The following is a 21,741-nucleotide window of genomic DNA, read 5'->3' as shown; positions in this document are numbered from 1 at the left end:
GCGTCCGGAGCCCGCCGGTTGTCGTTTGCGGCCAACTTCCCGCGTTTACACCCACCGCAGCCACCCGTCAGGCGTTGATGGTCCCTGAACGAAGAGCAGACACGCATGGCGTGCCCCTACGCCCCGCCCTGCCCGTCATTCCCACCCGCACCGCAACATGCTCCGGGCCTCGCCGGCCCTATAATTCGCCCTTTCCCCCCAGACGAGTTCCACCCCGATGGCGCAGCAAACAATGAAGGCCCTGGTCAAGCGTGAAGCCGCCAAGGGCATCTGGCTCGAAGACGTGCCGGTGCCGGTGCCGGGCCCGAACGAGGTCCTGATCAAGCTGGAGAAGACCGCCATCTGCGGTACCGACCTGCACATCTACCTGTGGGACGAATGGAGCCAGCGCACGATCAAGCCTGGCCTGACCATCGGCCATGAGTTCGTCGGCCGCATCGCCGAGATCGGCCCGGGCGTGACCGGCTACGAGATCGGCCAGCGCGTCTCGGCCGAGGGCCACATCGTGTGCGGCCACTGCCGCAACTGCCGCGGCGGCCGTCCGCATCTGTGCCCGAACACCGTGGGCATCGGCGTCAACGTCAACGGCGCCTTCGCCGAATACATGGTGATGCCGGCCAGCAACCTGTGGCCGATCCCCGACCAGATTCCCTCGGAACTGGCCGCGTTCTTCGACCCCTACGGCAATGCCGCGCACTGCGCGCTGGAATTCAACGTCATCGGCGAAGACGTGCTGATCACCGGCGCCGGTCCGATCGGGATCATCGCAGCCGGCATCTGCAAGCACATCGGTGCGCGCAACGTGGTGGTGACCGACGTCAACGACTTCCGCCTGAAGCTGGCCGCCGACATGGGCGCCACGCGCGTGGTGAACGTGTCCAACACCTCGCTCAAGGACGTGATGAAGGACCTGCACATGGAGGGCTTCGACGTGGGCCTGGAAATGAGCGGCAATCCGCGCGCGTTCAACGACATGCTCGACTGCATGTACCACGGCGGCAAGATCGCCATGCTCGGCATCATGCCCAAGGGCGCCGGCTGCGACTGGGACAAGATCATCTTCAAGGGCCTCACCGTGCAGGGCATCTACGGCCGCAAGATGTACGAGACCTGGTACAAGATGACCCAGCTGGTGCTGTCCGGCTTCCCGCTGGGCAAGGTGCTCACCCACCAGCTGCCGATCGATGATTTCCAGAAGGGCTTCGACCTGATGGAACAGGGCAAGGCCGGCAAGGTGGTGTTGAGCTGGAATTGAGGCAAGAAAAAGGCACCCGACGGGTGCCTTTTTCCGTAGTGCCGGCCGCTGGCCGGCTCTGCACATTGCCGGCGCCGCGGGGAACCGGCCGCTGGCCGGTACGAAAAAGGCACCCGACGGGTGCCTTTTTCTGTAGTGCCGGCCGCTGGCCGGCTTCCCACGATGTCAGAAGCTGCAGAGCCGGCCAGCGGCCGGCACTACGACAGCGCCGTTTGTTGGGTTACTGCCCTACCGCCACGGTGAACACCACGCGGTTGTCGGCCAGCTTGCCGGAGTTGTCACGCCCGTTGCCATCGGTGCCGTAGTAGCCCAGGCCCAGGGTGAACAGGCCCCAGGTGCGGTTCACGCCGATGTTCCAGTCGGTGTAGTCCTGCGCGATGCCGTCCTCGAACGTGCTGCGGCCTACGTTGGCGGTCAGGTTGAACTCCTTCGGCAGCGCCCACTCGGTGCCGGCCGCGAAGTACCAGCCGTCGGTGTCGGTGTTCCAGACATCGTTGGTGTAGGCCACGGTCACGTTGTAGTGCTCGGCGAAGCTGGTCTTGGTGATCAGCTCGGTGTAGGCCAGTTCGCTCGAACCGGGGTAGCTGTAGTGGTTGAGCATCACATCGAAGTTGACGCTGTCGGTGATGTCGACGCCATAGCCGACGAAGTAGTCGACCTCGGCATCCGGACCGCCGTCGCCGAAGTCCACGCCCGAACCCCACACGCCGGCGTAAAGACCCACGGGCGAGGTGTAGGTGAAGCCGGCCTGCAGGGTCGGGTCTTCGTCGGTCTGCGACACGCCGCGGAAGACGTAATCGGACACGCCGGTGACGTTCCAGCTGAACGGAGATTCGGCCTCGTCCTGGGCACTGGCGGCGAACGGGGCAAGCAAGGCGGCGCAGAGCACTACGGCGGCGGTACAGCGCGTGGCGTGGTTCATGCGGGGTCTCTCCGGGACGTGGGATGGGCGGGTGCGGCGCGGTTTACAGTTTTTTAACCTGATTGATATTGCGATGCAACAATGTCATGCGCAACCGTTTCCCTGCCCCCGGCTTGCCCGCCGGTTGCAGGGGCCGCCCGGTGGCCGGTCCCGGCAGGTAAAATCCCGGTTTTCCCGTGCCGATGACCGCCTGCCATGACCGACGCCACCTCCGCCCCGCTCACCCAGCACTACGTTGAGGAACTGGAGGCGATCCGCGCCCAGGGCCTGTTCAAGTCCGAGCGCGTGATCACCAGCCCGCAGTCGGCCGAGATCACCCTGGACGATGGCCGCACGGTCCTGAACTTCTGCGCCAACAACTACCTGGGCCTGGCCGACCACCCGGACCTGATCCAGGCCGCCAAGGATGCGCTGGATACCCACGGCTTCGGCATGGCCTCGGTGCGCTTCATCTGCGGCACCCAGGACCTGCACAAGCAGCTGGAGAAGCAGATTGCCGCGTTCTTCGGCAAGCAGGACACCATCCTGTATGCGGCCTGCTTCGACGCCAACGGCGGGCTGTTCGAGCCGCTGCTGGGCGAGAACGACGCGATCATCTCCGACGCCCTCAACCACGCCTCGATCATCGACGGCGTGCGCCTGTGCAAGGCCAAGCGCTTCCGTTACGCCAACTGCGACATGGCCGACCTGGAGGCCCAGCTGCAGGCCGCCGATGCGGCCGGTTGCAGGACCAAGCTGATCACCACCGACGGTGTGTTCTCGATGGACGGCTTCATCGCGCCGCTGGACGAGATCACCGCGCTGGCGAAGAAGTACAACGCGCTGGTGCACATCGACGAATGCCATGCCACCGGCTTCCTGGGCGCGACCGGGCGGGGCTCGGCCGAGGTCAAGGGCGTGCTGGACAGGATCGACATCATCACCGGCACCCTGGGCAAGGCGATGGGCGGCGCCCTGGGCGGCTTCACCTGTGCCAGCGCCGAGGTGGTCGAGCTGCTGCGCCAGCGCTCGCGCCCCTACCTGTTCTCCAACTCGCTGCCGCCGCACGTCGTCGCCGCCGGCATCAAGGCGTTCGAGATGCTCGCCGGTGCCGACGACCTGCGCAGCACGCTGGCCGAGAACACGGCGTACTTCCGGGCGAAGATGACCGCCGCCGGTTTCGACGTGAAGCCGGGCGTGCACCCGATCAGCCCGGTGATGCTGTACGACGCGCCGCTGGCGCAGAAGTTCGCCGAGCGCCTGCTTGAAGAAGGCATCTACGCGATCGGCTTCTTCTTCCCGGTGGTGCCGCAGGGCAAGGCCCGCATCCGCACCCAGATCAGCGCGGCGCATACCCGCGCCCACCTGGACCGCGCCATCGACGCGTTCACCCGCATCGGGCTGGAACTGGGCGTGATCAAAGGCTGAGGCGACTGGGTAGAGCCGACTGGGTAGAGCCGACTGGGTAGAGCCGACTGGGTAGAGCCGACTGTGTAGAGCCGACTGTTAGTCGGCTAACCCCCTCAGCCGCGGCGAAATCCAACCTTTGCGCTTCGCGCGTTGCCGACTAACAGTCGGCACTACAGCGGCACTACAGCGGCACCACAGCGGCAAATCAGCGCAAAACAGCCGCAAATCAGCGGCAAGTCAGCGGCACCACAACGGCACCGCAGAAATGACGCGCAACGCGCGTCATTTCTTCTTTTTCTTCTTGTCCTTCGGGTCCTCTTTGCTGGCGACCACCACCGGCTTCGGCGCCGCATTGGGGTTGCCCTTGGCCACGCGGATGCCGTTGGACTTCATCCACGCGTCGAATTCATCGGCGCTCATCCGCTTGTCGCCATCACTCATCAGAAAGCGGTAGCTGCCGCGGCCATCGCGCTCGGACGGCTGCAGCTCCACGATCTTGTCGGTCACCGGCGGGCTGGCTTTGGCCACTTCTTTGTGGCCACCGCAGGCGCTCAGCAGCGCGGCCGGCAACAGCAGGCAGGTGCCGCGCAGCAGGGAACGGGTGAGGGGGTGGGCGTGCATGGCATTACTCCCGGTAGTGGACGGAATCTCGGTTGCAGGCCATCCCTTGCCCGGTGGTGGGCCTGCCTGGCGGCAGGCCACGGGGTCACGCGTCGGCCACGGCACGCTCGGCCGTGGCAGTAAGCAGGTGCAGTTCGTGCGGCTCCAGTTCGCGCCAGGCACCCTTGGCCAGCGTGCCCAGCGGCAGCCGACCAATGCCCACGCGCACCAGGCGCAGCACGTTGATGTCGAAAGCGGACAGCAGCCGGCGGATATGGCGGTTGCGCCCTTCCTCCAGCACCACTTCCAGCCAGGCGGTCTTGTCGCCGCTGCGCAGCAGCCGCGCCTCGCGTGCGCGCAGGAACTCGCCGGCATCGTCCACGCCCGTGCACAGCGCGGCCAGCTGCGCGGCATCGGGAATGGCATCGATCTGCACGTGGTAGGTCTTGTCCGGCCCGGTGGCCGGATCGGTCAGCAGCGCGGCCCACTGCGGGTCGTTGCTGAAGAGCAGCAGCCCTTCACTGGCCTTGTCCAGCCGGCCCACCGGCGCCAGCCACGGCAGCCCCGCGCCGTCGAAGCAGCGGTAGACGGTGTCGCGGCCACGCTCATCCTGCGCGGTCGTGACCAGGCCGCGCGGCTTGTTGAGCACGATGTGCAGGCGACGCGGCGCGTCCAGCGCGCGGCCATCGACATGCACCACGTGGCGGCCGTCGATGATCGGGAATTCGGGGTTGTTGATGGTGCGGCCGTCGACCGTTACCCGGCCGTCGGCGATCCAGCGCGCGGCTTCGGTGCGCGAGCACAGCCCGGCCTTGGACAGCACCCGCGCCAGGCCGTGACGTGGCGCGTCAGTCGCGCGCGTGGCGGGCTTGGCCGGCGCGGACGCACGCCGCGGATCGCGGCGTGGTCGGGACGGTGGCGCGGCAGGGGGCCGACGTGTGCTCATCGGTCTCCGCGCGCAGTGTCTTACTTCTTGCCGCCCGGCTTGCTTTCAGCCGGTGCTTCGACGGCCGGTGCTGGTGCGGCTGCGGCGGCCGCGCGCGGCTTGACCACGCGCACGCCGCGCGACTTCATCCAGGCGTCGAACTCATCAGCGGTCATGCGCTTGCCGTTCTGGCTCATGTCGAAGCGCCAGGGCGTGTTGTCGAACTCGGTCTGCGGCTTGTACGCGGCCGGATCGTTCGGCTTGATCGCCGGGGCACCCGGCATCGCCTTGGCGATGTTCTGGCAGCCGTCGATGCGCAGGCGCTGCAGCACGCGGTCCAGCGACTGCTGCTGGTCGAAATTGGAGGTCAGCACGCCGGCGGGCATGCCCAGCTGCACGTTGCGGATGTAGAGCTCGGAGGCGACCGGCGCGATCGCGGTGGCCGGCAGCGGCAGCGGCGAAGCGCTGGTGGCCGATGCCGAGCAATCCACGGCTGCGTAGGCGGTGGGAACCAGGGCCAGGCCAAGTGCGGCGGCCAGTGCAATACGCAGCATGGGATGCATCCAGGAAAGGGGTCGACGCGCCGAGTTTAACAGCGCCACAACGGCTTTCAAGGTCCAACATTCAATGAATACGGCAACTTGTTGGAATTATTGTTGATTTTCGTATTTATCGGCAGCCGACGCAGCCGACTAACAGTCGGCTCTACCCCATCGGCTCTTACCCCGTCGGCTCTACCGCGCGGCAAAAAAAAACAGGGCCCGGCAATGCCGGGCCCTGTCATGAGGCTGTACTACCAGAAGGATCAGTTCTGGACGTTCAGCTCGGTACGACGGTTCTTTGCACGACCTTCCGGGTTGTCCGAGCCATCCGGGTTGGTGTTCGGCGCAATCGGACGGCTCTCGCCGTAGCCGATCGGACCCACCAGACGCGAAGCGGCAACGCCGTTCTTGGTCAGGTAGTCGTACACCGCGGTGGCGCGGCGCTCGGACAGCTTCTGGTTGTACTCGTCGGTGCCCTTCGAGTCGGTGTGACCAGCGACTTCAACCTTCAGATCCGGGTAACGGGTCAGGATCTGCGAGGCTTCGGACAGGATCGCCACGGCGTCCGGACGCAGGGTCGCCTTGTCGAAGTCGAAGTTCACGCCCTTCAGGTCGATGGAGACCGGAACCGGGCAACCGTCCGGACCGATGGTCTGACCCGGCTGCGAATCCGGGCACTTGTCGTCGCAGTTGTTGACGCCGTCACCGTCGTCATCCAGGTCTGCGCAGCTCGGAGCAACCGGAGCCGGTGCCGGAACAGCAGCGGCCGGCGGCGGACCCAGCGGGATCACGACGCCAACCGAGGCCAGCACGTCGCCGAACCAGCTTTCATCATTGCCGGCCAGGGCCGGGTTGTAGCTGCGGTCGTCGAAGTCACCGCGGTAGGCCACTTCGGCGCGGACAGCAACGCGCTTTTCGAAGGTGGTCTGCAGACCGACGCCGACCTTGGCGGCAAAGTTGCCGTCCTTGCGGTCGCCCGGGCGATCATTCGGACGCGAGTACTCTTCTTCCGACTGCTGGTAACCCAGACCCATCAGCAGGTACGGGTTCCAACCACGGCCTTCGGAGATGAAGTGGCGACGCAGATCGATCGAGGCGCCGTACTGGCTCCAGTTCAGATCCTGGTTGTCATCGAAGTTCGGGTTCTGGTAGTTCAGCTCGCCGTCCAGCGACCAGTTGGGGCTGATGAACTTACCGAGGCCCAGGGTAACGAACGGAGCGTCGTTGGTCAGACGGTCGCTATCCTGGAAGTTGAAGCCGGCCGAACCGGTCAGGTACCAGCGGTCATCAAAATCCTGCGCCGATGCAGCCTGGGCGAAAGCCAGGCCGCCCAGCAGCGCGGCAGTGAGGATCTTCTTGTTCATTGAGTACAGCTCCTATTTCGGGGGTATGAAACCGGTAGAGGCATGGGCCAGCACTACTGCGTCGTTTTCAGACTGCCGATTCAGCACGCCACCGCCGCGAACATTATGCTCAGGCGAGTGAAGGTGATGTTAACGGTCACGTAACATGTGAAGACGGCGACCAGACCTCCACCGGTCCAGCTGGAGGCACCCTATACAGGTTGATGAAGTTCCGCAAGACCCAACAATGACAAGGGTTTTGCCACCTTCTCAGAGTTTTCAACGACTCGCCACAGTATTTGATGCAGATCGGACGCGCATTCTTATTCAGCGCACAAACAGGTTTCATGGCAACCGTATGATGAGGAGGAATTCCCCCCCCACGGAGTTGCCATGAAAGCTGTAGGCCTGACCCGCTATCTGCCCATAGACGACCCCGCTTCGCTGCAGGATCTGGAACTTCCAGATCCTGGTGTACCCAAGGGCGCTGACCTCCTGGTGCGCATACAGGCTGTTTCCGTCAATCCCGTCGACACCAAGCAACGCGCGGCGCGTGAGGGCGAAGAAATTCCGGCGCGCGTACTCGGCTATGACGCTTCCGGCACGGTCGAGGCGGTGGGTCCGGATGTCACCGCGTTCGCCCCTGGCGACGAGGTCTTTTACGCAGGGGATGTGACCCGCCCCGGCAGCAACGCCGAGTGGCACTGGGTGGACGAACGCCTGGTCGGGCGCAAGCCAACCACACTCGATTTCGCCGAAGCGGCCGCGCTGCCGCTCACGGTGCTGACCGCCTGGGAGCTGCTGTTCCAGCGCATGCCGCTGCACTTCGATGGCCGCCGCCATGCAGGGCAGACGCTGCTGGTGATTGGCGGCGCGGGCGGCGTGGGTTCCATCGCGATCCAGCTGGCGCGGCATGCCGGCTTCACCGTGGTCGCCACCGCATCGCGCGATGCGTCGGCCGAATGGTGCCGCCGCATGGGAGCCGATCACGTCATTGACCATCACCAGCCCCTGCCCGAACAGCTGCACGCACTGGGTCTTGCGCAGGTCGACGTGGCGCTCAACCTGGCCGATACCGATCGCTACTGGGACGTGCTTGGCGAACTACTGGCACCGCAGGGCCACGTTGGGCTGATCGTGGAACCGCGAGGCGCGCTGCGTATCGGCGATCCTTACAAGGCCAAGTGCATCGGCATCCATTGGGAGTTCATGTTCGCGCGGGCGCGTTTCCGCACGCCCGACATGATCGAGCAGCACCGCATCCTCAGCCGCGTGGCCAGCCTGGTGGATGCCGGCGCGTTGCGCTCCACCGCACACACCTCGCTGGGCACGATCAATGCTGCGCACCTGCGCGAGGCGCATCGCCTGCTGGAAGGCGGCGGCGTGATCGGCAAGCTGGTGCTGTCGGGCTGGTGATGCGAGGCGGCGCCGGACGCTACTGTGTGCGCGCATTGGTGCCCATCTGTATCTGTCGGCACGCGCCAGCACCGCCTACATTCCATGCTCCTCCCCGGTGAAGACGCCATGCCCACGTCCCTGCCCCTGCGCCTGCTGCAACTGCTGATCGGCCTGTTCCTGTACGGCATGGGCGCGGCGGTGATGATCCGCGCGGCGATCGGCGTGGCGCCGTGGGACGTGCTGTCACAGGGCATCGCACTGCAGACGCCGCTGTCGTTCGGCGTGGCCACCAATGTGATCGGCGCGCTGGTCCTGCTGCTGTGGTGGCCGATCCGGCAGAAGCCGGGCCTGGGCACGGTATTGAACGTGTTGATGATCGGTCCCAGCGCGCAGTTCGGTCTGTGGCTGCTGCCGGAAGTGCATGGACTGCTGTGGCAGGTCCCCATGTTCCTGCTGGGGCTGGGGCTGGTCGCCCTCGCTACCGGCCTGTACATCGGGGCGCGCTTCGGGCCGGGCCCGCGCGACGGACTGATGACCGGCCTGCATGCCCGCACCGGCTGGCCGATCTGGCTGGTGCGCAGCCTGATCGAAGGCACGGTGCTGGTGATCGGTTGGCGCCTGGGCGGCAACGTAGGCGTGGGCACCCTGGCCTTCGCCCTGCTGATCGGCCCGCTGTGCGGCGTCACCCTGCCCCTGTTTGGCATCCATCGACCCGTAGTGCCGGCCGCTGGCCGGCTCCCCTGAATCCCCGGCATTACGTGGCGCCCGTAGTGCCGGCCGCTGGCCGGCTCCCCTGGATCCGGCATTACGTGGAGCCCGTAGTGCCGGCCGCTGGCCGGCTCCCCTGAATCCGGCATTACGTGGCGCCCGTAGTGCCGGCCGCTGGCCGGCTCCCCTGAATCCGGCATTACGTGGAGCCGGCCAGCGGCCGGCACTACGTTTACCCCGCACCACGCTTGCGTGCGGGGGCGATTCGCGGCACGCTTCACGCTTACCGTACGCAAGCGTATCTACATGTCGCCAGCCACCGAATCCGCCGCCTATCCGCATCTGTTCGCCCCGCTGGACCTGGGCTTCACCACGCTGCGCAATCGCATCCTGATGGGGTCCATGCACACCGGGCTGGAGGACCGCGCGCGCGACTTCCCGCGCCTGGCGGCGTATTTCGCCGAACGCGCGGCCGGCGGCGTGGGCCTGATCGTCACCGGCGGCTACGCGCCCAACGTGGTGGGCTGGCTCAAGCCGTTCGGCGGCAAGCTGTCCTGGCCGTGGGAAGTGGGCCCGCACCGCCAGCTGACCCGTGCCGTGCATGAGCATGACGGCAAGATCTGCCTGCAGTTGCTGCACGCCGGGCGGTATGCCTACCACCCCTTGTCGGTGGCGCCGTCGAAGAAGAAGGCACCGATCAACCCCTTCACCCCGCGCGCGCTGTCCGCACGGGGCGTGGAGCGCCACATCGCCGACTACGCCCGCAGCGCGCAGCTGGCCCGCGACGCCGGCTACGACGGTGTGGAAGTGATGGGCTCGGAAGGCTATCTGATCAACGAATTCATCGCCCCGCGCACCAACCTGCGCAACGACCGCTGGGGGGGCGACGCCGCCCGCCGCATGCAGTTCGCGGTGGAAATCGTGCGCCGCATCCGCGAAGCCTGCGGGCCGGACTTCATCATCATCTACCGGCTGTCGCTGGTCGACCTGGTCGAAGACGGCAGCAACTGGGACGAGATCGTGCAGCAGGCCAAGGCGATCGAAGCGGCCGGCGCCACGCTGATCAACTCCGGCATCGGCTGGCATGAGGCACGCGTGCCCACCATCGCCACCTCGGTGCCGCGCGCGGCCTTCGCCGGGGTCACCGCCAAGCTCAAGCCGCACGTGCAGGTGCCGGTGATCGCCACCAACCGCATCAACATGCCCGACGTGGCCGAACACATCCTGGCCGGCGGCGGCGCGGACATGGTGTCGCTGGCACGGCCCCTGCTGGCCGATCCGGAATGGGCCAACAAGGCCCGCGCCGGTCGCGCCCACGCGATCAACACCTGTATTGCCTGCAACCAGGCCTGCCTGGACCACGTATTCGAGAACAAGACCGCCAGCTGCCTGGTCAACCCGCGCGCCGTGCATGAAACCGAGCTGGTCTACCGCCCCACCACCGCGCCGCGCACGGTAGCGGTGGTCGGCGCCGGGCCCGCGGGACTGGCCGCCGCCACCGTGGCCGCCGAACGCGGCCATTCGGTGACCCTGTTCGATGCCGGCAGCGAGATCGGCGGGCAGTTCAACGTGGCCAAGCGGATTCCCGGCAAGGAAGAGTTCCACGAGACGCTGCGCTACTTCCGTCACAAGCTCGAGGAGACCGGCGTGACCGTGAAGCTCGACACGGTGGCCGACGTGGCCAGCCTGGCCGGCTTCGATACGGTGGTGGTGGCCACTGGCATCACCCCGCGCCGGGTCGATTTCCCCGGGGCCGATCACCCCAAGGTGGTCACGTATCTGGACGTGCTGCTGGGCAAGGTGCAGGTGGGAGCCGAGGTGGCGATCATCGGTGCCGGTGGCATCGGCTTCGACGTGGGCGAATTCCTGGTCCACGAGGGTCCCTCGTCCGCGCTCGACACGGGCCGCTGGATGGCCGAATGGGGGGTGGACCCCAGCTTCGAGGCACGCGGCGCGTTGGCCCGCCCGCAGCCGGAAGCACCCGCACGCAAGGTGTGGCTGCTGCAGCGCAGTCCCGGCAAGCCCGGTGCCCGGCTGGGCAAGACCACCGGCTGGATCCATCGCGCCACGCTCAAGGCCAAGGGCGTGAAGATGCTCGGCGGCGTGGAATACGCAGGCGTGGACGACACGGGCCTGCGCATCCGCATCGACGGGCAGGAACAGACGTTGCCGGTCAGCCACGTCGTGGTCTGCGCCGGGCAGGAACCGCGCCGCGACCTGCATGCGGCGCTGCAGGCCGCCGGTGTCGACGCGCACCTGATCGGCGGCGCGGACGTGGCCGCGGAACTGGATGCCAAGCGTGCGATCGAGCAGGGCAGCCGCCTCGCGGCGGCGCTGTAACCGGAATGCCGGCCAGCGGCCGGCGCTACGTGAAACCTGAGGCCCTGTAGTGCCGGCCGCTGGCCGGCTCTTCATGAAACCTGGTGTCCCCAGGAGCCGGCCAGCGGCCGGCACTACGTGACGCCTGATGTTCCTGGGAGCCGGCCAGCGGCCGGCACTACGTGACGCCTGATGTTCCCGGGAGCCGGCGAGCGGCCGGCAGGCTCCCCGCGAACGCGGCATTGCGCGTTGTGGCGACGGCCGCTGGCCGGCCCTCACGTGGTCGCCACGACCGCCTGAATAGGATAAACCGCCCGCCCCCTGAACCTGAATGTCAAGCCTTTCGGTTCAGGATGCGTTGCGAAATCCCCCCCTATCGTGCGCCAACTTTCCCGCTCACCACCCAGTTCGAGTGAGCGTGCGGCCCCCGACTTCTTCCGGGTGCCGCCAACGGGCGACCCCGATGGTCGCCTCCCCATGACGCCAAGTCGTACGCCTTGCCCCCTTCCGCCGCTGCGGATGGACAGCCAGGTGCGGCCCATACGGAGCAAGGAGATTTATGAAACTGGCCTGGATTCTTTGGCTGTCACAGTTGTTGCCGCAGCCGGCTGCCGATTCGTTGTGCCTGAGCACGACCGTCTACCTCGAAGCGCGTGACCAGACCCTGCGCGGCCAGCAAGCCGTTGCGGAAGTGGCCCTGCGCCGCCTGGACAGCGGGCTGTGGGGCGATTCGATGTGCAAGGTGGTTACCGCACGCAAGCAGTTCGCCCCCACCATCGTGGCGCCGGGCACCCAGCTGGGCAATACCGATGCCTGGGAAGAGGCGATGACCGTGGCCTTCGACGCCGAGCGCAACTGGGCGCTGCCGGTGGGCGAGCGCAAGGAAATCGTTCCCGGTGCCAGCCACTTCGCGGCCCTGGCGATCGCCAACCCGAGCTGGCGCAATGCGTACCAGGTGGCCACCATCGGCGACCACACCTTCTACAAGGTGCAGAGCCTCAAGCCCCGCCAGTCGTAACGAACTGTTGCCGGCGCGCCGTTGCCGTGCGCCCCGGGCCTCTGGGATAGTGGTGGTTTCCACCCTCGACCCCGAACGGAGTCCCCATGAAGCTGTACAGCAAGCCCGGCGCGTGTTCCACCGCTGACCACATCGCCCTGCAATGGACCGGCCAGCCGTTCGAGGTGGAACTGCTCGACAAGGACACCATGAAGGCACCGGCGTTCCTGGCCATCAATCCGGCCGGCGCCGTCCCCGCCGTGGTCGATGGCAGCTTCGTGCTGACCCAGAACGCGGCCATCATGGGCTACATCGCCGACACCTACCCGCAGGCCGGCCTGGCCGGTGACGGCAGCCCGCAGCAGCGCGCCGAAGCGGCCCGTTGGCTGTCCTTCGTCAACTCCGATGTGCATCCGGCGTTCTCGCCGTTGTTCGGGCCGGGCAAGTTCATTGCCGACGAGACCCAGTACGACGCGGTCCGCGCCGCCGCGCGCAAGCGCCTGCGTGGCCTGTTCGAAACCGCCGATCGCCAGCTGGCCGACAAGCCCTGGCTGGCCGGTTTCCGCAGCTTCGCCGATCCGTACTTCTACATCACCCTGCGTTGGGCGGCCGCCGCCAAGATCGACCTGGGCGGGCTGGACAACCTGGCTGCGTACAAGACCCGCATGGACGCCGACGCCGGCGTGCAGGCCGCGCTCAAGGCTGAAGGCCTGAATTGAGAGACACCCTGTAGAGCCAGGCCCTGCCTGGCTGAAGCACAGGCCACGCCTGGCTGAACAACCCACCTCCATGAAACGCCCGGCACTGCCGGGCGTCTTCATGTCCGCTCAGCCGATTTCCCGCACGACTCTGTCCTGCGCATCGCGCAACACCGTCGGCACCACCTCCACCACCAGCGCCGTACCCGGCACCGGATAGCGTCCGCGCTCGGGCCGTACGCTCTGCTGTAACGCGGCCAGGCCCTGCGCACCCAGCGTGCAGCGCATGCCGTCCTCGACCCGGGTCACCGCATCGTGCGCACCAGGTGCGAATTCCCATTCCCGCTGGCGGCTGACCAGGGTCAACGGGTGGCCGTGCTGCAGGCGCAAGGGCAGCATCTCAAGCAGGTTGGGCACCTGCCCTGCACCGAGCACCAGCACGACCGCCTCGCCTTCCTCGCGCCAGTCCAGTGTCTCCACGAACAGCACTGCGGTGCTCGACCCCTCGCGTTCACTGCCCTGCTGCAGCAGCAGCGCCAGTGCGGGATCCTCCAGCAGCGATGCCCGGTGCAGGTCGGTGATCCACAGCGGCATGCGTGGCGCCAGCGCCTGCAGCACGCCATCGGTCGACCAGCGCTTGATCGCCGCCATCTCCGCATCGCTCAGCCCGATCACCTGCAGGAAAACCAGCCGGCCGTTGGGCGTGTCGCCTGCCGGCAACTGCGGGTCCGGCATGAAGGCCAGGTGGCGCAGGCAGGTATCGGTATCCAGCGCGATCGGCCCGTTGGCATCCATGTGGTGGCCCGCCTCGAACACGTTGCCGCTGCCGAACACATAACGCGCCAGGTTCTGCAGCAGGTTCATCGGCCACACCGGCGGCGTGTCCTCGCCGTCCTGCACGGCCAGGCGGAACGTCAGCTCGAACCCGAAGCCGCTGTTGTCGGCGTCATCGCTCTGCTTGTCGTACAGCTCCGAGACGCCATAGCTCACGTAATGCCAATGCGGGCGCGACGCGTCGCTGCGGTAGACGCTGATGCCATCCAGCGGGTCGCGCCCGCCCAGCGTGTACGGCACCGCGGTGCCGAAGTGGCGCGGCTCCTGCCCCGGGTACAGCGGCGCCAGCGCGGCGTTGATGGCGTCCCAGCCGCGCGTGCCGTTGTCGGTGGTCATGTCGATGTCCTGTTCGTCCATAGCGGTCGCCCTGGCGCTCCCGTAAAGGCGGCCAATGTACGCCATCGACGCGGCCCGGTGCCGCGCCGGTCAGGCCGGCTGCGGTGCGCTGTGCAGCAGCGCGCGGGTTTCCTCCAGCCAGCGGCTGGCCAGCGCGGGGCTCTTGGCCTTGGACACCGCCGCAGCCATCTCGGGCCACAGCTTTTCCAGGCTGGCGGCATCGATGCAGCGTTCGATCTTGAGCTGCATGAAGTAGCCCTTCAGGCCCAGGTGCTTGCGCACCGATTCGCTCATCCAGTCATACAGCTGCTTGTAGAGCTGCGGGTCCTGCTCGCGACCGGCGGTCAGCGCGCGCGGCACGGCGGCCGCCAACGCCCCGCCGATGGTCTCGATCAGCCCCATCTGCGCAAGCTGTTCCAGTGCATCGTCCGGCGCGCGCAGCCCCGGCAACATGCTGGTCAATTCGTCGTCATCACGCTGACCATCCACCATCAGCAGAATGGAGCGCAGCCCCGGCGGCAGCCGACGCGCGCGGTCTTCGATTTCCTGACGGCCAGCGGCCGTCTTGGCATGGATATACGCCATGTGTTTCCCCCTGTTGCCTGGTCCCCCTGCACGCACGCCCCCCGGCGATCACCGGACCACGTACGCCCCTGCGTTCGTCCAGGCCTGGGCCGTTCCGGCGCGCCATCCCCGGCGTGCCATGCCTCCGGCCTGCAACGATCACCCCGGCAGCTTAACCGAGCGGCCGGAGAGCGCGTAATGCGCTGCAACACGCCCGCCTCCCTCACCCGAGGCCAGGCCGTGCGCCGTGCGCCGTGCGCCGTGCCCGGCAGGGTCGCATCCCGATGACCGGACTCCCTCGCCGGGCGCTTCGCCGCACGTACGGACTGTATGTCCGTACGCACTACCGCCCCAGCGCCCTCCGGATTTCATCCAGTGCGCCGGGATCGTCCAGCGTCGACAGATCGCCCGGGTCGCGCTGTTCGGCCAGGGCCTGCAGCGAGCGGCGCAGCAGCTTGCCCGAGCGGGTCTTGGGCAGCGCGTTGACCAGGTGGATGTGCGCCGGGCGTGCCAGCGCGCCCAGGCTCTGGGTCACACGCTGCATCATCTCGGCGATCACCACACTGCCGTCGCCGTCGACCGCCTGCTTGAGGGTCACGAACACCAGCGGCACCTGGCCCTTGAGTTCGTCCTTGACCCCGATCACCGCCGCTTCGGCCACCAGCGGGTGGCCGGAGATGCATTCTTCGATCTCGCGCGTGCCGAGCCGGTGGCCGGCCACGTTGATCACATCGTCGGTGCGCCCAAGAATGAAGGTGTACCCCTCCTCGTCGCGGATCGCCCAGTCCAGCGAGCTGTACAGCAGCTCCTTGAAGTGGCTGAAATAGCTCTGGATGAAGCGCGCGTCGTCCTTCCACACGGTGCTCATGCAGCCGGGCGGCAGCGGCGGCACCATCACCAGCACGCCCTTCTGGCCCGGCTGTACTTCGTCGCCGGTGTTCTCGTCGATCACCTTCATGCGGTAGCCGAGATTGGCGAAGCCGGGCGAGCCGAACCGCACCGGCTTCATGTCCACGCCGGGCAGCAGGGTCAGCGCGGGCCAGCCGGTTTCCGTCTGCCAGTAGTTGTCGATGATCGGCTTGCCGAGTGCATCGTTGATCCAGTGCGCGGTAGGCTCGTCCAGCGGTTCGCCGGCCAGGAACACATACTTGAGCGCGTCCAGGTCATGGCGACGGATGAAGTCGACATCGTGCTTTTTCAACACGCGGATCGCGGTGGGCGACGAGAACAGCGTGCGCACGCCGTACTGCTCGCATAGCGCCCACCAGATGCCCGGATCGGGATGGGTCGGCAGGCCTTCGTACAGCAGCGAGGTACAGCCGCCAATCAACGGGCCGTAGACGTTGTAGGAATGGCCGACGGCCCAGCCGACATCCGAGGTGGAGAACATCACCTGGCCCGGCTTGCAGTCGAACACCGTTTCCATCGACTGCGCCATTGCCACTGCATAGCCACCGACGTCGCGCTGCACGCCCTTCGGCTTGCCGGTGGTGCCGGACGTATACAGCAGGTAGCTGGGTTCGCTCGATTCCAGCCAGACCACCGGCACGTCCTGGTCGCCCACTTCTTCGCGCAGCGTGGCGTATTCGACGTCGCGTCCCGGCACCTTCGGTTCGGCCGGATCCAGCCCGCGCGAGACGATCAGCACATGAGGCGGCGGCGACTGTGCTTCGGCGCAGGCGGCATCGACCATGGCCTTGTACGGAATCACTTTGCCACCGCGCTTGCCCGCATCGGCGGTGATGAGCAGTTTCGGCTCGGCATCATCGATGCGCAGCGCCAGGTTGTGCGCGGCGAAGCCACCGAACACCACCGAGTGGATCGCACCGATGCGCGCGCAGGCGAGCATGGCGAACACGGCTTCGGCCATGTTGGGCATGTAGATCACGACGCGGTCGCCGCGCTGCACCTCCAGCCGCTGCAGCACGGCGGCGAATGCATTCACTTCGCGGTAGAGCTCGCGGTAGGTGATCTCGCGGGTGACGTTGGTCTCGGTGGAGATGGCCACCAGCGCCAGCTGGTCGGGCCGGTCGGCAAGGTGGCGATCCACCGCGTTGTAGCAGAGGTTGGTTTCCCCGCCCACGAACCAGCGCCGGAACGGCGGGTTGCTGTAGTCCAGGATCTGCTGCGGCGGCGTGTGCCAGTAGATCCGGTGCGCCTCTTCCGCCCAGAACGCCTCAGGTTCCTCGACCGAACGCCGGTAGACATCTTCGTATCGCATGACAGCCCTCCCAGACAAGGTCATGGGTTCGAGCATAGTCCGATGGCGGCTGCCGAGCCGTCCTACCTTGGTCGTACGGAGCGCGTGCTCGCGGCCTGAAGCAGACGCGGCTGCCGGTGAATCGAGCGCCGGGCCGCCTTACCCTTTCCGGCGAATGCCCCCCGGCGTCGGCCTGCGGCCGCCCCCTCCTCCTTTACTTCGCCACAAGGGCATGCCGGCCCCGCACTCCCCCCACCGGCGTTGCGTAGTGCTCCGGCTTTTCCCTGCGTACCGCAAGTGCAGCCCCGTCGCGGCCGGTAGGTCCCTGGCAAAGTAAAGGAGGAGGCGGCGGCGAATGCCGACGCCGGGGGACATTTGCATAGGGGCCTGCCGGCCGGGACGGGGCCCTCAACGCTCGCGATGAAGGTGATCGAAGATCCTGCCCCACGCTTCGAAAAGAAAAAACGCCAGGCAAGCCCGGCGTTTTTTCATCCAGTGCCAACCAACCGGTCGGCAGCCGCAAGCATCAACCCAGCAGGTGGGCCACGCCGGCGCGCTCTTCTTCCAGCTCGGCCAGGGTCTTGTCGATGTACTTCTGGCTGAAGTCGTCCACCGGCAGGTCCTTGACCAGGGTGTACTCACCGTTTTCGGTGGTCACCGCGAAGCCGAAGATCACACCTTCCGGAATGCCGTAGGAACCGTCGGACGGGACGCCCATGGTCACCCACTTGCCGTTGCTGCCCAGCACCCAGTCGCGCACGTGGTCGATGGCGGCATTGGCGGCCGAGGCAGCCGAGGACGAACCACGGGCTTCGATGATCGCCGCGCCGCGCTTGCCCACGGTCGGGATGAAGGTGTTGGCGTTCCATTCCTGGTCGTTGATCGCATCGGCGATCGACGCGCCATCGGCGGTCGCGAAACGGTAGTCCGGGTACATGGTCGGGCTGTGGTTGCCCCACACGACCAGCTTCTCGATGCCACCGACCGACTTGCCCAGCTTGGACGACAGCTGGCTCAGCGCGCGGTTGTGGTCCAGGCGCAGCATGGCGGTGAAGTTGCGCGGGTTGAGGTCCGGCGCCGACTTCATGGCGATGTAGGCATTGGTGTTGGCCGGGTTGCCGACCACCAGGACCTTCACGTTGCGGCTGGCGACCTTGTTCAGCGCCGCGCCCTGCGCGGTGAAGATCTTGGCGTTTTCCAGCAGCAGGTCCTTGCGCTCCATGCCCGGGCCGCGCGGACGCGCGCCGACCAGCAGGGCGATGTCGGCATCCTTGAACGCCACTTCGGCGTCATCGGTACCGACCATGCCGGCCAGCAGCGGGAACGCGCAGTCTTCTAGTTCCATCATCACGCCGCGCAGGGCGGCCTGGGCCTTGTCGACCGGCAGCTCGAGCAGCTGCAGGATGACCGGCTGGTCCTTGCCCAGCATTTCGCCGGAGGCGATGCGGAACAGCAGGGCGTAGCCGATCTGGCCGGCGGCGCCGGTCACGGCAACACGAACAGGTGCTTTCATGGGGATTTCCTCTGCTAAGAAGCTGTGTGGGAGTGGCCACCGGGCGGGGAAAGACCTGGCGGGGCGGCCGGAAACGCGAAACGGCCTCCCATTACAGGAGGCCGTTGGAGGGGATCAGGCGGCGAGGATCTTGTTCCACTCAGCCACCTGCTCGGCCTGGGCGGCCAGCACGGCATCGGTATCGCCTTCCAGGGTGATCGAATGGATCACGTCGCCCTGCTTGACCGAGTCGACGATGGCCTGGCCATCCAGCACCTGGCCGAACACGGTGTGCTTGCCGTCCAGCCAGTCGGTCTTGATGTGGGTGATGAAGAACTGGCTGCCGTTGGTGTTCGGGCCGGCGTTGGCCATGGACAGCGAGCCGATCTGGTGCTTCACACCGTTCTTCTCGTCCTCGAACTTGTAGCCCGGGCCGCCGGTGCCCTGACCCTTGGGGCAACCGCCCTGGATCATGAAATCGGGGATGACGCGGTGGAAGATCAGGCCGTCATAGAAGCCCTTCTGGACCAGGTTCACGAAGTTGGCGACGGTCTTCGGGGCCTTGTCGGCGAACAGCTCGACCTTGATCGGGCCCTGGGTGGTGTCGAACGTGGCGATGAGGGACATGGGGATCCTTGGTATACGGGGTTGTTGTCAGCCCATAAGGATACACCGCGGCCCTTGAACGACGTGCGCCGGTTTCACGAACGTGGCCCGAACCGCCTTTCCTGAACGCCCCGAAGCCACGCAGGGCGTGGCTCTACCTGAATGCGCCACAGGTTGTTTTCGCGTTTGGTCATGGAAGCCGTATAATGTTGGACTTCTTTTTCCAAATCCGGCGCCGACTGGCCCCCTTTCGCATGTCTATCGAAAATCTTCGCAACATCGCCATCGTCGCCCACGTCGACCACGGTAAGACCACCCTCGTCGACCAGCTGCTCAAGCAGTCCGGCACCCTCTCCGAGCGCACCGTGCTCGCCGAGCGCGTGATGGACAGCAATGATCAGGAAAAGGAGCGTGGCATCACGATCCTGGCCAAGAACACGGCCATCACCTGGGAAGACAAGAAGACCGGTATCAAGAACCGGATCAACATCGTCGACACCCCGGGACACGCCGACTTCGGCGGCGAAGTGGAGCGCGTGCTGTCGATGGTCGACACCGTGCTGATCCTCGTCGACGCGATGGACGGCCCGATGCCGCAGACCCGCTTCGTGACCCAGAAGGCCTTCGCGATGGGCTTCAAGCCGATCGTCGTGGTCAACAAGGTCGACCGTCCGGGTTCGCGTCCGGATTGGGTGATCGACCAGGTCTTCGACCTGTTCGACAAGCTCGGCGCCACCAATGAGCAGCTGGACTTCCCGATTGTCTACGCCTCGGCCCTGAACGGCTATGCCGGCCTGGAAGACAGCGTGCGCGACGGCGACATGACCCCGCTGTACGAAGCGATCATGCAGCACGCGCCGAAGCCGGAAGTGGACCCGGAAGGTCCGTTCCAGATGCGCATCAGCCAGCTGGACTACAACAACTTCGTGGGCGTGATCGGAATCGGCCGCGTGCAGCGCGGCACCCTGAAGAAGAACATGCAGGTCGCGGTCATCGACCGTGAAGGCAAGAAGCGCAATGGCAAGGTCGCGCAGGTGCTGGGCTTCCTGGGCCTGGAGCGCATCGAGCAGGACACCGCCGAAGCCGGCGACATCGTCGCCATCTCGGGCATTCCGGAACTGACCATCTCCGACACCCTGTGCCACCCGGATACCCCGGAAGCACTGCCGGCGCTGACCGTCGATGAACCGACGATCTCGATGACCTTCCAGGTCAACAACTCGCCGTTCGCCGGCAACAAGGACCTGTCCGGTGGCAAGTTCCTGACCAGCCGCCAGATCAAGGACCGCCTGGACCGCGAACAGGTCCACAACGTGGCCCTGAAGGTCGAGCAGCTCGAAGACGCCGACAAGTTCCTGGTCTCCGGCCGTGGCGAACTGCACCTGTCGGTGCTGATCGAAAACATGCGTCGTGAAGGCTACGAGCTGGCCGTGTCGCGCCCGGAAGTCATCATCAAGCAGATCGACGGCCAGGCCATGGAGCCGATCGAGCAGCTGGTGGTGGACATCGAAGAACAGCACCAGGGCGGCGTGATGGAAAAGCTGGGCACCCGCAAGGGCCAGCTGAAGAACATGGAGCCGGACGGCAAGGGCCGCGTGCGCCTGGAATACCAGATCCCGGCGCGCGGCCTGATCGGCTTCCAGAACGAGTTCAAGACCCTCACCCAGGGTTCGGGCCTGCTGTTCCACGTGTTCGACCATTACGGCCCGAAGGAACAGGGCGCCATCGCCAAGCGCCAGAACGGCGTGATGATCGCCAATGCCCCGGGCGCCACCCCGGCGTACTCGCTTGGCCCGCTGCAGGAACGCGGCAAGCTGTTCGCTGCTGAAGGCGACAACGTGTATGAAGGCCAGCTGGTCGGCATCCACTCCAAGGACAACGACCTGACCGTCAACGCCATCAAGACCAAGCCGCTGACCAACATGCGCGCCTCGGGCAAGGACGATGCGATCCAGCTGACCCCGGCGATCAAGTACTCGCTGGAACAGGCCCTGGACTTCATCGAAGACGACGAGCTGGTCGAGATCACCCCGAAGGAGATCCGTCTGCGCAAGAAGGGTCTGACCGAGAGTGATCGCAAGAAGGCCTCGCGCGGCGGCTGATCGGACACCTTCGTGACCGACACGCCTTACAACCCGGATCCGCATAGGCATCCGGGGCTTCACTTGATCGCCTTGCTGGAAGCCAGCAAGGCGGCCTTGGCGCTGCTGGCTGCCACCGGGCTGGAAATGCTCGGTCCGCAGCCACTGCGCGACGCGGTCAATGCCCTGATCCGGCGCTTCAGCCTGGACCCGGATCACGGCACCCTGCCCTCGCTGCTCAACATGATCAGCCCCGACGCCGTGCACCTGGCCGCTGCGGCCATGTTCGGCTACGGCATCCTGCACCTGTTCGAGGCCTGGGGCCTCTGGCGCGCCAAGGCCTGGGCCTCCTGGCTGGGCTGCGTCACTGCCGGCATCTACCTGCCGTTCGATATCTACGCCATCATCCGCCACCCTGGCTGGGCCTCGTGGTCGGTGCTGGTCATCAATCTCATCGTGGTCGGCGTGCTCGCCCGTGACATCCGCAAGCGCACCCGTCCTGTCGATCCCACCGCCTGAGTTGCCAAGCGCG

At 66.4% G+C, this 21,741-nt stretch carries 19 protein-coding genes; 9 read left to right on the top strand and 10 right to left on the bottom strand.

Annotation, left to right across the window (positions count from 1 at the left end; translation table 11 throughout):
- Nucleotides 1-232 precede the first annotated feature (232 nt).
- Nucleotides 233-1,255, top strand: coding sequence for an L-threonine 3-dehydrogenase (gene tdh, locus AC3ITN_RS04430; protein ID WP_313348133.1), 1,023 nt, complete (start codon nt 233-235; stop codon nt 1,253-1,255).
- Nucleotides 1,256-1,475: 220 nt separating this feature from the next.
- Here tdh and AC3ITN_RS04425 read toward each other — a convergent pair whose 3' ends face one another.
- The gene (locus AC3ITN_RS04425; RefSeq protein ID WP_489392173.1) at nt 1,476-2,177 is read right to left on the bottom strand and encodes a TorF family putative porin; all 702 of its coding nucleotides are present in this window, start codon (nt 2,175-2,177) and stop codon (nt 1,476-1,478) included.
- A 195-nt stretch (nt 2,178-2,372) separates the two neighbouring features.
- Here AC3ITN_RS04425 and kbl point away from each other — a divergent pair, with 195 nt between their 5' ends.
- Nucleotides 2,373-3,584 (top strand): glycine C-acetyltransferase, encoded by a 1,212-nt coding sequence (gene kbl / locus AC3ITN_RS04420; RefSeq protein WP_489392172.1) that lies wholly within the window; start codon nt 2,373-2,375, stop codon nt 3,582-3,584.
- A gap of 264 nt (nt 3,585-3,848) precedes the next feature.
- Here kbl and AC3ITN_RS04415 read toward each other — a convergent pair whose 3' ends face one another.
- The 4 genes from AC3ITN_RS04415 to AC3ITN_RS04400 form a co-directional block, all read right to left on the bottom strand.
- Nucleotides 3,849-4,187 carry a hypothetical protein gene (locus tag AC3ITN_RS04415; protein ID WP_313348088.1) on the bottom strand — a complete coding sequence of 113 codons (339 nt, stop codon included), beginning with the start codon at nt 4,185-4,187 and terminating at the stop codon, nt 3,849-3,851.
- Between the two features lie 85 nt (nt 4,188-4,272).
- Nucleotides 4,273-5,112, bottom strand: a complete 840-nt coding sequence (locus AC3ITN_RS04410) for a pseudouridine synthase (protein ID WP_489392171.1) — start codon at nt 5,110-5,112, stop codon at nt 4,273-4,275.
- Between the two features lie 20 nt (nt 5,113-5,132).
- Complete coding sequence (locus AC3ITN_RS04405; RefSeq protein ID WP_313348090.1) at nt 5,133-5,645, bottom strand: hypothetical protein; 513 nt, start codon at nt 5,643-5,645, stop codon at nt 5,133-5,135.
- Nucleotides 5,646-5,896: 251 nt separating this feature from the next.
- Nucleotides 5,897-6,997 (bottom strand): OmpA family protein, encoded by a 1,101-nt coding sequence (locus AC3ITN_RS04400; RefSeq protein WP_489392170.1) that lies wholly within the window; start codon nt 6,995-6,997, stop codon nt 5,897-5,899.
- Between the two features lie 372 nt (nt 6,998-7,369).
- Here AC3ITN_RS04400 and AC3ITN_RS04395 point away from each other — a divergent pair, with 372 nt between their 5' ends.
- The 5 genes from AC3ITN_RS04395 to AC3ITN_RS04375 all read left to right on the top strand — a co-directional run bounded on the left by AC3ITN_RS04395 (nt 7,370) and on the right by AC3ITN_RS04375 (nt 13,117).
- Nucleotides 7,370-8,392 (top strand): zinc-binding alcohol dehydrogenase family protein, encoded by a 1,023-nt coding sequence (locus AC3ITN_RS04395; protein ID WP_489392169.1) that lies wholly within the window; start codon nt 7,370-7,372, stop codon nt 8,390-8,392.
- Between the two features lie 108 nt (nt 8,393-8,500).
- Complete coding sequence (gene yczE, locus AC3ITN_RS04390; protein ID WP_313348093.1) at nt 8,501-9,118, top strand: membrane protein YczE; 618 nt, start codon at nt 8,501-8,503, stop codon at nt 9,116-9,118.
- 270 nt (nt 9,119-9,388) lie between these two features.
- Nucleotides 9,389-11,422, top strand: coding sequence for an oxidoreductase (locus tag AC3ITN_RS04385; RefSeq protein WP_489392168.1), 2,034 nt, complete (start codon nt 9,389-9,391; stop codon nt 11,420-11,422).
- Between the two features lie 538 nt (nt 11,423-11,960).
- Nucleotides 11,961-12,419, top strand: a complete 459-nt coding sequence (locus tag AC3ITN_RS04380) for a cell wall hydrolase (RefSeq protein ID WP_313348095.1) — start codon at nt 11,961-11,963, stop codon at nt 12,417-12,419.
- Between the two features lie 86 nt (nt 12,420-12,505).
- Nucleotides 12,506-13,117, top strand: coding sequence for a glutathione S-transferase N-terminal domain-containing protein (locus tag AC3ITN_RS04375; protein ID WP_313348096.1), 612 nt, complete (start codon nt 12,506-12,508; stop codon nt 13,115-13,117).
- 108 nt (nt 13,118-13,225) lie between these two features.
- On the opposite strand, the gene AC3ITN_RS04370 is transcribed toward AC3ITN_RS04375, so the two are convergent.
- From AC3ITN_RS04370 to AC3ITN_RS04350, 5 genes are all read right to left on the bottom strand, one after another.
- Nucleotides 13,226-14,287, bottom strand: a complete 1,062-nt coding sequence (locus tag AC3ITN_RS04370; RefSeq protein WP_489392167.1) for a suppressor of fused domain protein — start codon at nt 14,285-14,287, stop codon at nt 13,226-13,228.
- Between the two features lie 69 nt (nt 14,288-14,356).
- Nucleotides 14,357-14,851, bottom strand: coding sequence for a hypothetical protein (locus tag AC3ITN_RS04365; RefSeq protein ID WP_489392166.1), 495 nt, complete (start codon nt 14,849-14,851; stop codon nt 14,357-14,359).
- A 322-nt stretch (nt 14,852-15,173) separates the two neighbouring features.
- Nucleotides 15,174-17,051, bottom strand: a complete 1,878-nt coding sequence (prpE, locus tag AC3ITN_RS04360) for a propionate--CoA ligase (RefSeq protein WP_489392165.1) — start codon at nt 17,049-17,051, stop codon at nt 15,174-15,176.
- Nucleotides 17,052-17,556: 505 nt separating this feature from the next.
- Complete coding sequence (locus AC3ITN_RS04355) at nt 17,557-18,543, bottom strand: malate dehydrogenase (RefSeq protein WP_489392164.1); 987 nt, start codon at nt 18,541-18,543, stop codon at nt 17,557-17,559.
- Nucleotides 18,544-18,657: 114 nt separating this feature from the next.
- Entirely contained in the window at nt 18,658-19,149 is a 492-nt protein-coding gene (locus tag AC3ITN_RS04350) for a peptidylprolyl isomerase (protein ID WP_313348101.1), read from the bottom strand.
- Between the two features lie 233 nt (nt 19,150-19,382).
- Between AC3ITN_RS04350 and typA the strand changes: the two genes are divergently transcribed.
- Together typA and AC3ITN_RS04340 are read left to right on the top strand one after the other, a co-directional pair.
- A complete protein-coding gene (typA, locus tag AC3ITN_RS04345) occupies nt 19,383-21,230 on the top strand; it encodes a translational GTPase TypA (protein ID WP_313348102.1) in 1,848 nt (615 codons plus the stop codon).
- Between the two features lie 12 nt (nt 21,231-21,242).
- The gene (locus AC3ITN_RS04340; RefSeq protein ID WP_313348103.1) at nt 21,243-21,728 is read left to right on the top strand and encodes a DUF2127 domain-containing protein; all 486 of its coding nucleotides are present in this window, start codon (nt 21,243-21,245) and stop codon (nt 21,726-21,728) included.
- Nucleotides 21,729-21,741: the final 13 nt, after the last annotated feature.

Source organism: Stenotrophomonas sp. KH_036_B, assembly GCF_057839485.1.
The sequence above is the reverse complement of the archived record's forward strand: the minus strand, read 5'-3'. Positions and strand labels throughout refer to the sequence as shown.

What these genes read in the sequence shown, in the direction of transcription:
- yczE (WP_313348093.1), top strand. Translation starts at nt 8,501, where the DNA reads ATGCCCACGTCCCTGCCCCTGCGCCTGCTGCAACTGCTGATCGGCCTG.
- AC3ITN_RS04365 (WP_489392166.1), bottom strand. Translation starts at nt 14,851, where the DNA reads ATGGCGTATATCCATGCCAAGACGGCCGCTGGCCGTCAGGAAATCGAA.
- AC3ITN_RS04405 (WP_313348090.1), bottom strand. Translation starts at nt 5,645, where the DNA reads ATGCTGCGTATTGCACTGGCCGCCGCACTTGGCCTGGCCCTGGTTCCC.
- AC3ITN_RS04410 (WP_489392171.1), bottom strand. Translation starts at nt 5,112, where the DNA reads ATGAGCACACGTCGGCCCCCTGCCGCGCCACCGTCCCGACCACGCCGC.
- AC3ITN_RS04370 (WP_489392167.1), bottom strand. Translation starts at nt 14,287, where the DNA reads ATGGACGAACAGGACATCGACATGACCACCGACAACGGCACGCGCGGC.
- AC3ITN_RS04380 (WP_313348095.1), top strand. Translation starts at nt 11,961, where the DNA reads ATGAAACTGGCCTGGATTCTTTGGCTGTCACAGTTGTTGCCGCAGCCG.
- kbl (WP_489392172.1), top strand. Translation starts at nt 2,373, where the DNA reads ATGACCGACGCCACCTCCGCCCCGCTCACCCAGCACTACGTTGAGGAA.
- AC3ITN_RS04425 (WP_489392173.1), bottom strand. Translation starts at nt 2,177, where the DNA reads ATGAACCACGCCACGCGCTGTACCGCCGCCGTAGTGCTCTGCGCCGCC.
- AC3ITN_RS04395 (WP_489392169.1), top strand. Translation starts at nt 7,370, where the DNA reads ATGAAAGCTGTAGGCCTGACCCGCTATCTGCCCATAGACGACCCCGCT.
- AC3ITN_RS04400 (WP_489392170.1), bottom strand. Translation starts at nt 6,997, where the DNA reads ATGAACAAGAAGATCCTCACTGCCGCGCTGCTGGGCGGCCTGGCTTTC.
- AC3ITN_RS04355 (WP_489392164.1), bottom strand. Translation starts at nt 18,543, where the DNA reads ATGAAAGCACCTGTTCGTGTTGCCGTGACCGGCGCCGCCGGCCAGATC.
- typA (WP_313348102.1), top strand. Translation starts at nt 19,383, where the DNA reads ATGTCTATCGAAAATCTTCGCAACATCGCCATCGTCGCCCACGTCGAC.
- AC3ITN_RS04415 (WP_313348088.1), bottom strand. Translation starts at nt 4,187, where the DNA reads ATGCACGCCCACCCCCTCACCCGTTCCCTGCTGCGCGGCACCTGCCTG.
- AC3ITN_RS04385 (WP_489392168.1), top strand. Translation starts at nt 9,389, where the DNA reads ATGTCGCCAGCCACCGAATCCGCCGCCTATCCGCATCTGTTCGCCCCG.
- AC3ITN_RS04375 (WP_313348096.1), top strand. Translation starts at nt 12,506, where the DNA reads ATGAAGCTGTACAGCAAGCCCGGCGCGTGTTCCACCGCTGACCACATC.
- prpE (WP_489392165.1), bottom strand. Translation starts at nt 17,051, where the DNA reads ATGCGATACGAAGATGTCTACCGGCGTTCGGTCGAGGAACCTGAGGCG.
- tdh (WP_313348133.1), top strand. Translation starts at nt 233, where the DNA reads ATGAAGGCCCTGGTCAAGCGTGAAGCCGCCAAGGGCATCTGGCTCGAA.
- AC3ITN_RS04350 (WP_313348101.1), bottom strand. Translation starts at nt 19,149, where the DNA reads ATGTCCCTCATCGCCACGTTCGACACCACCCAGGGCCCGATCAAGGTC.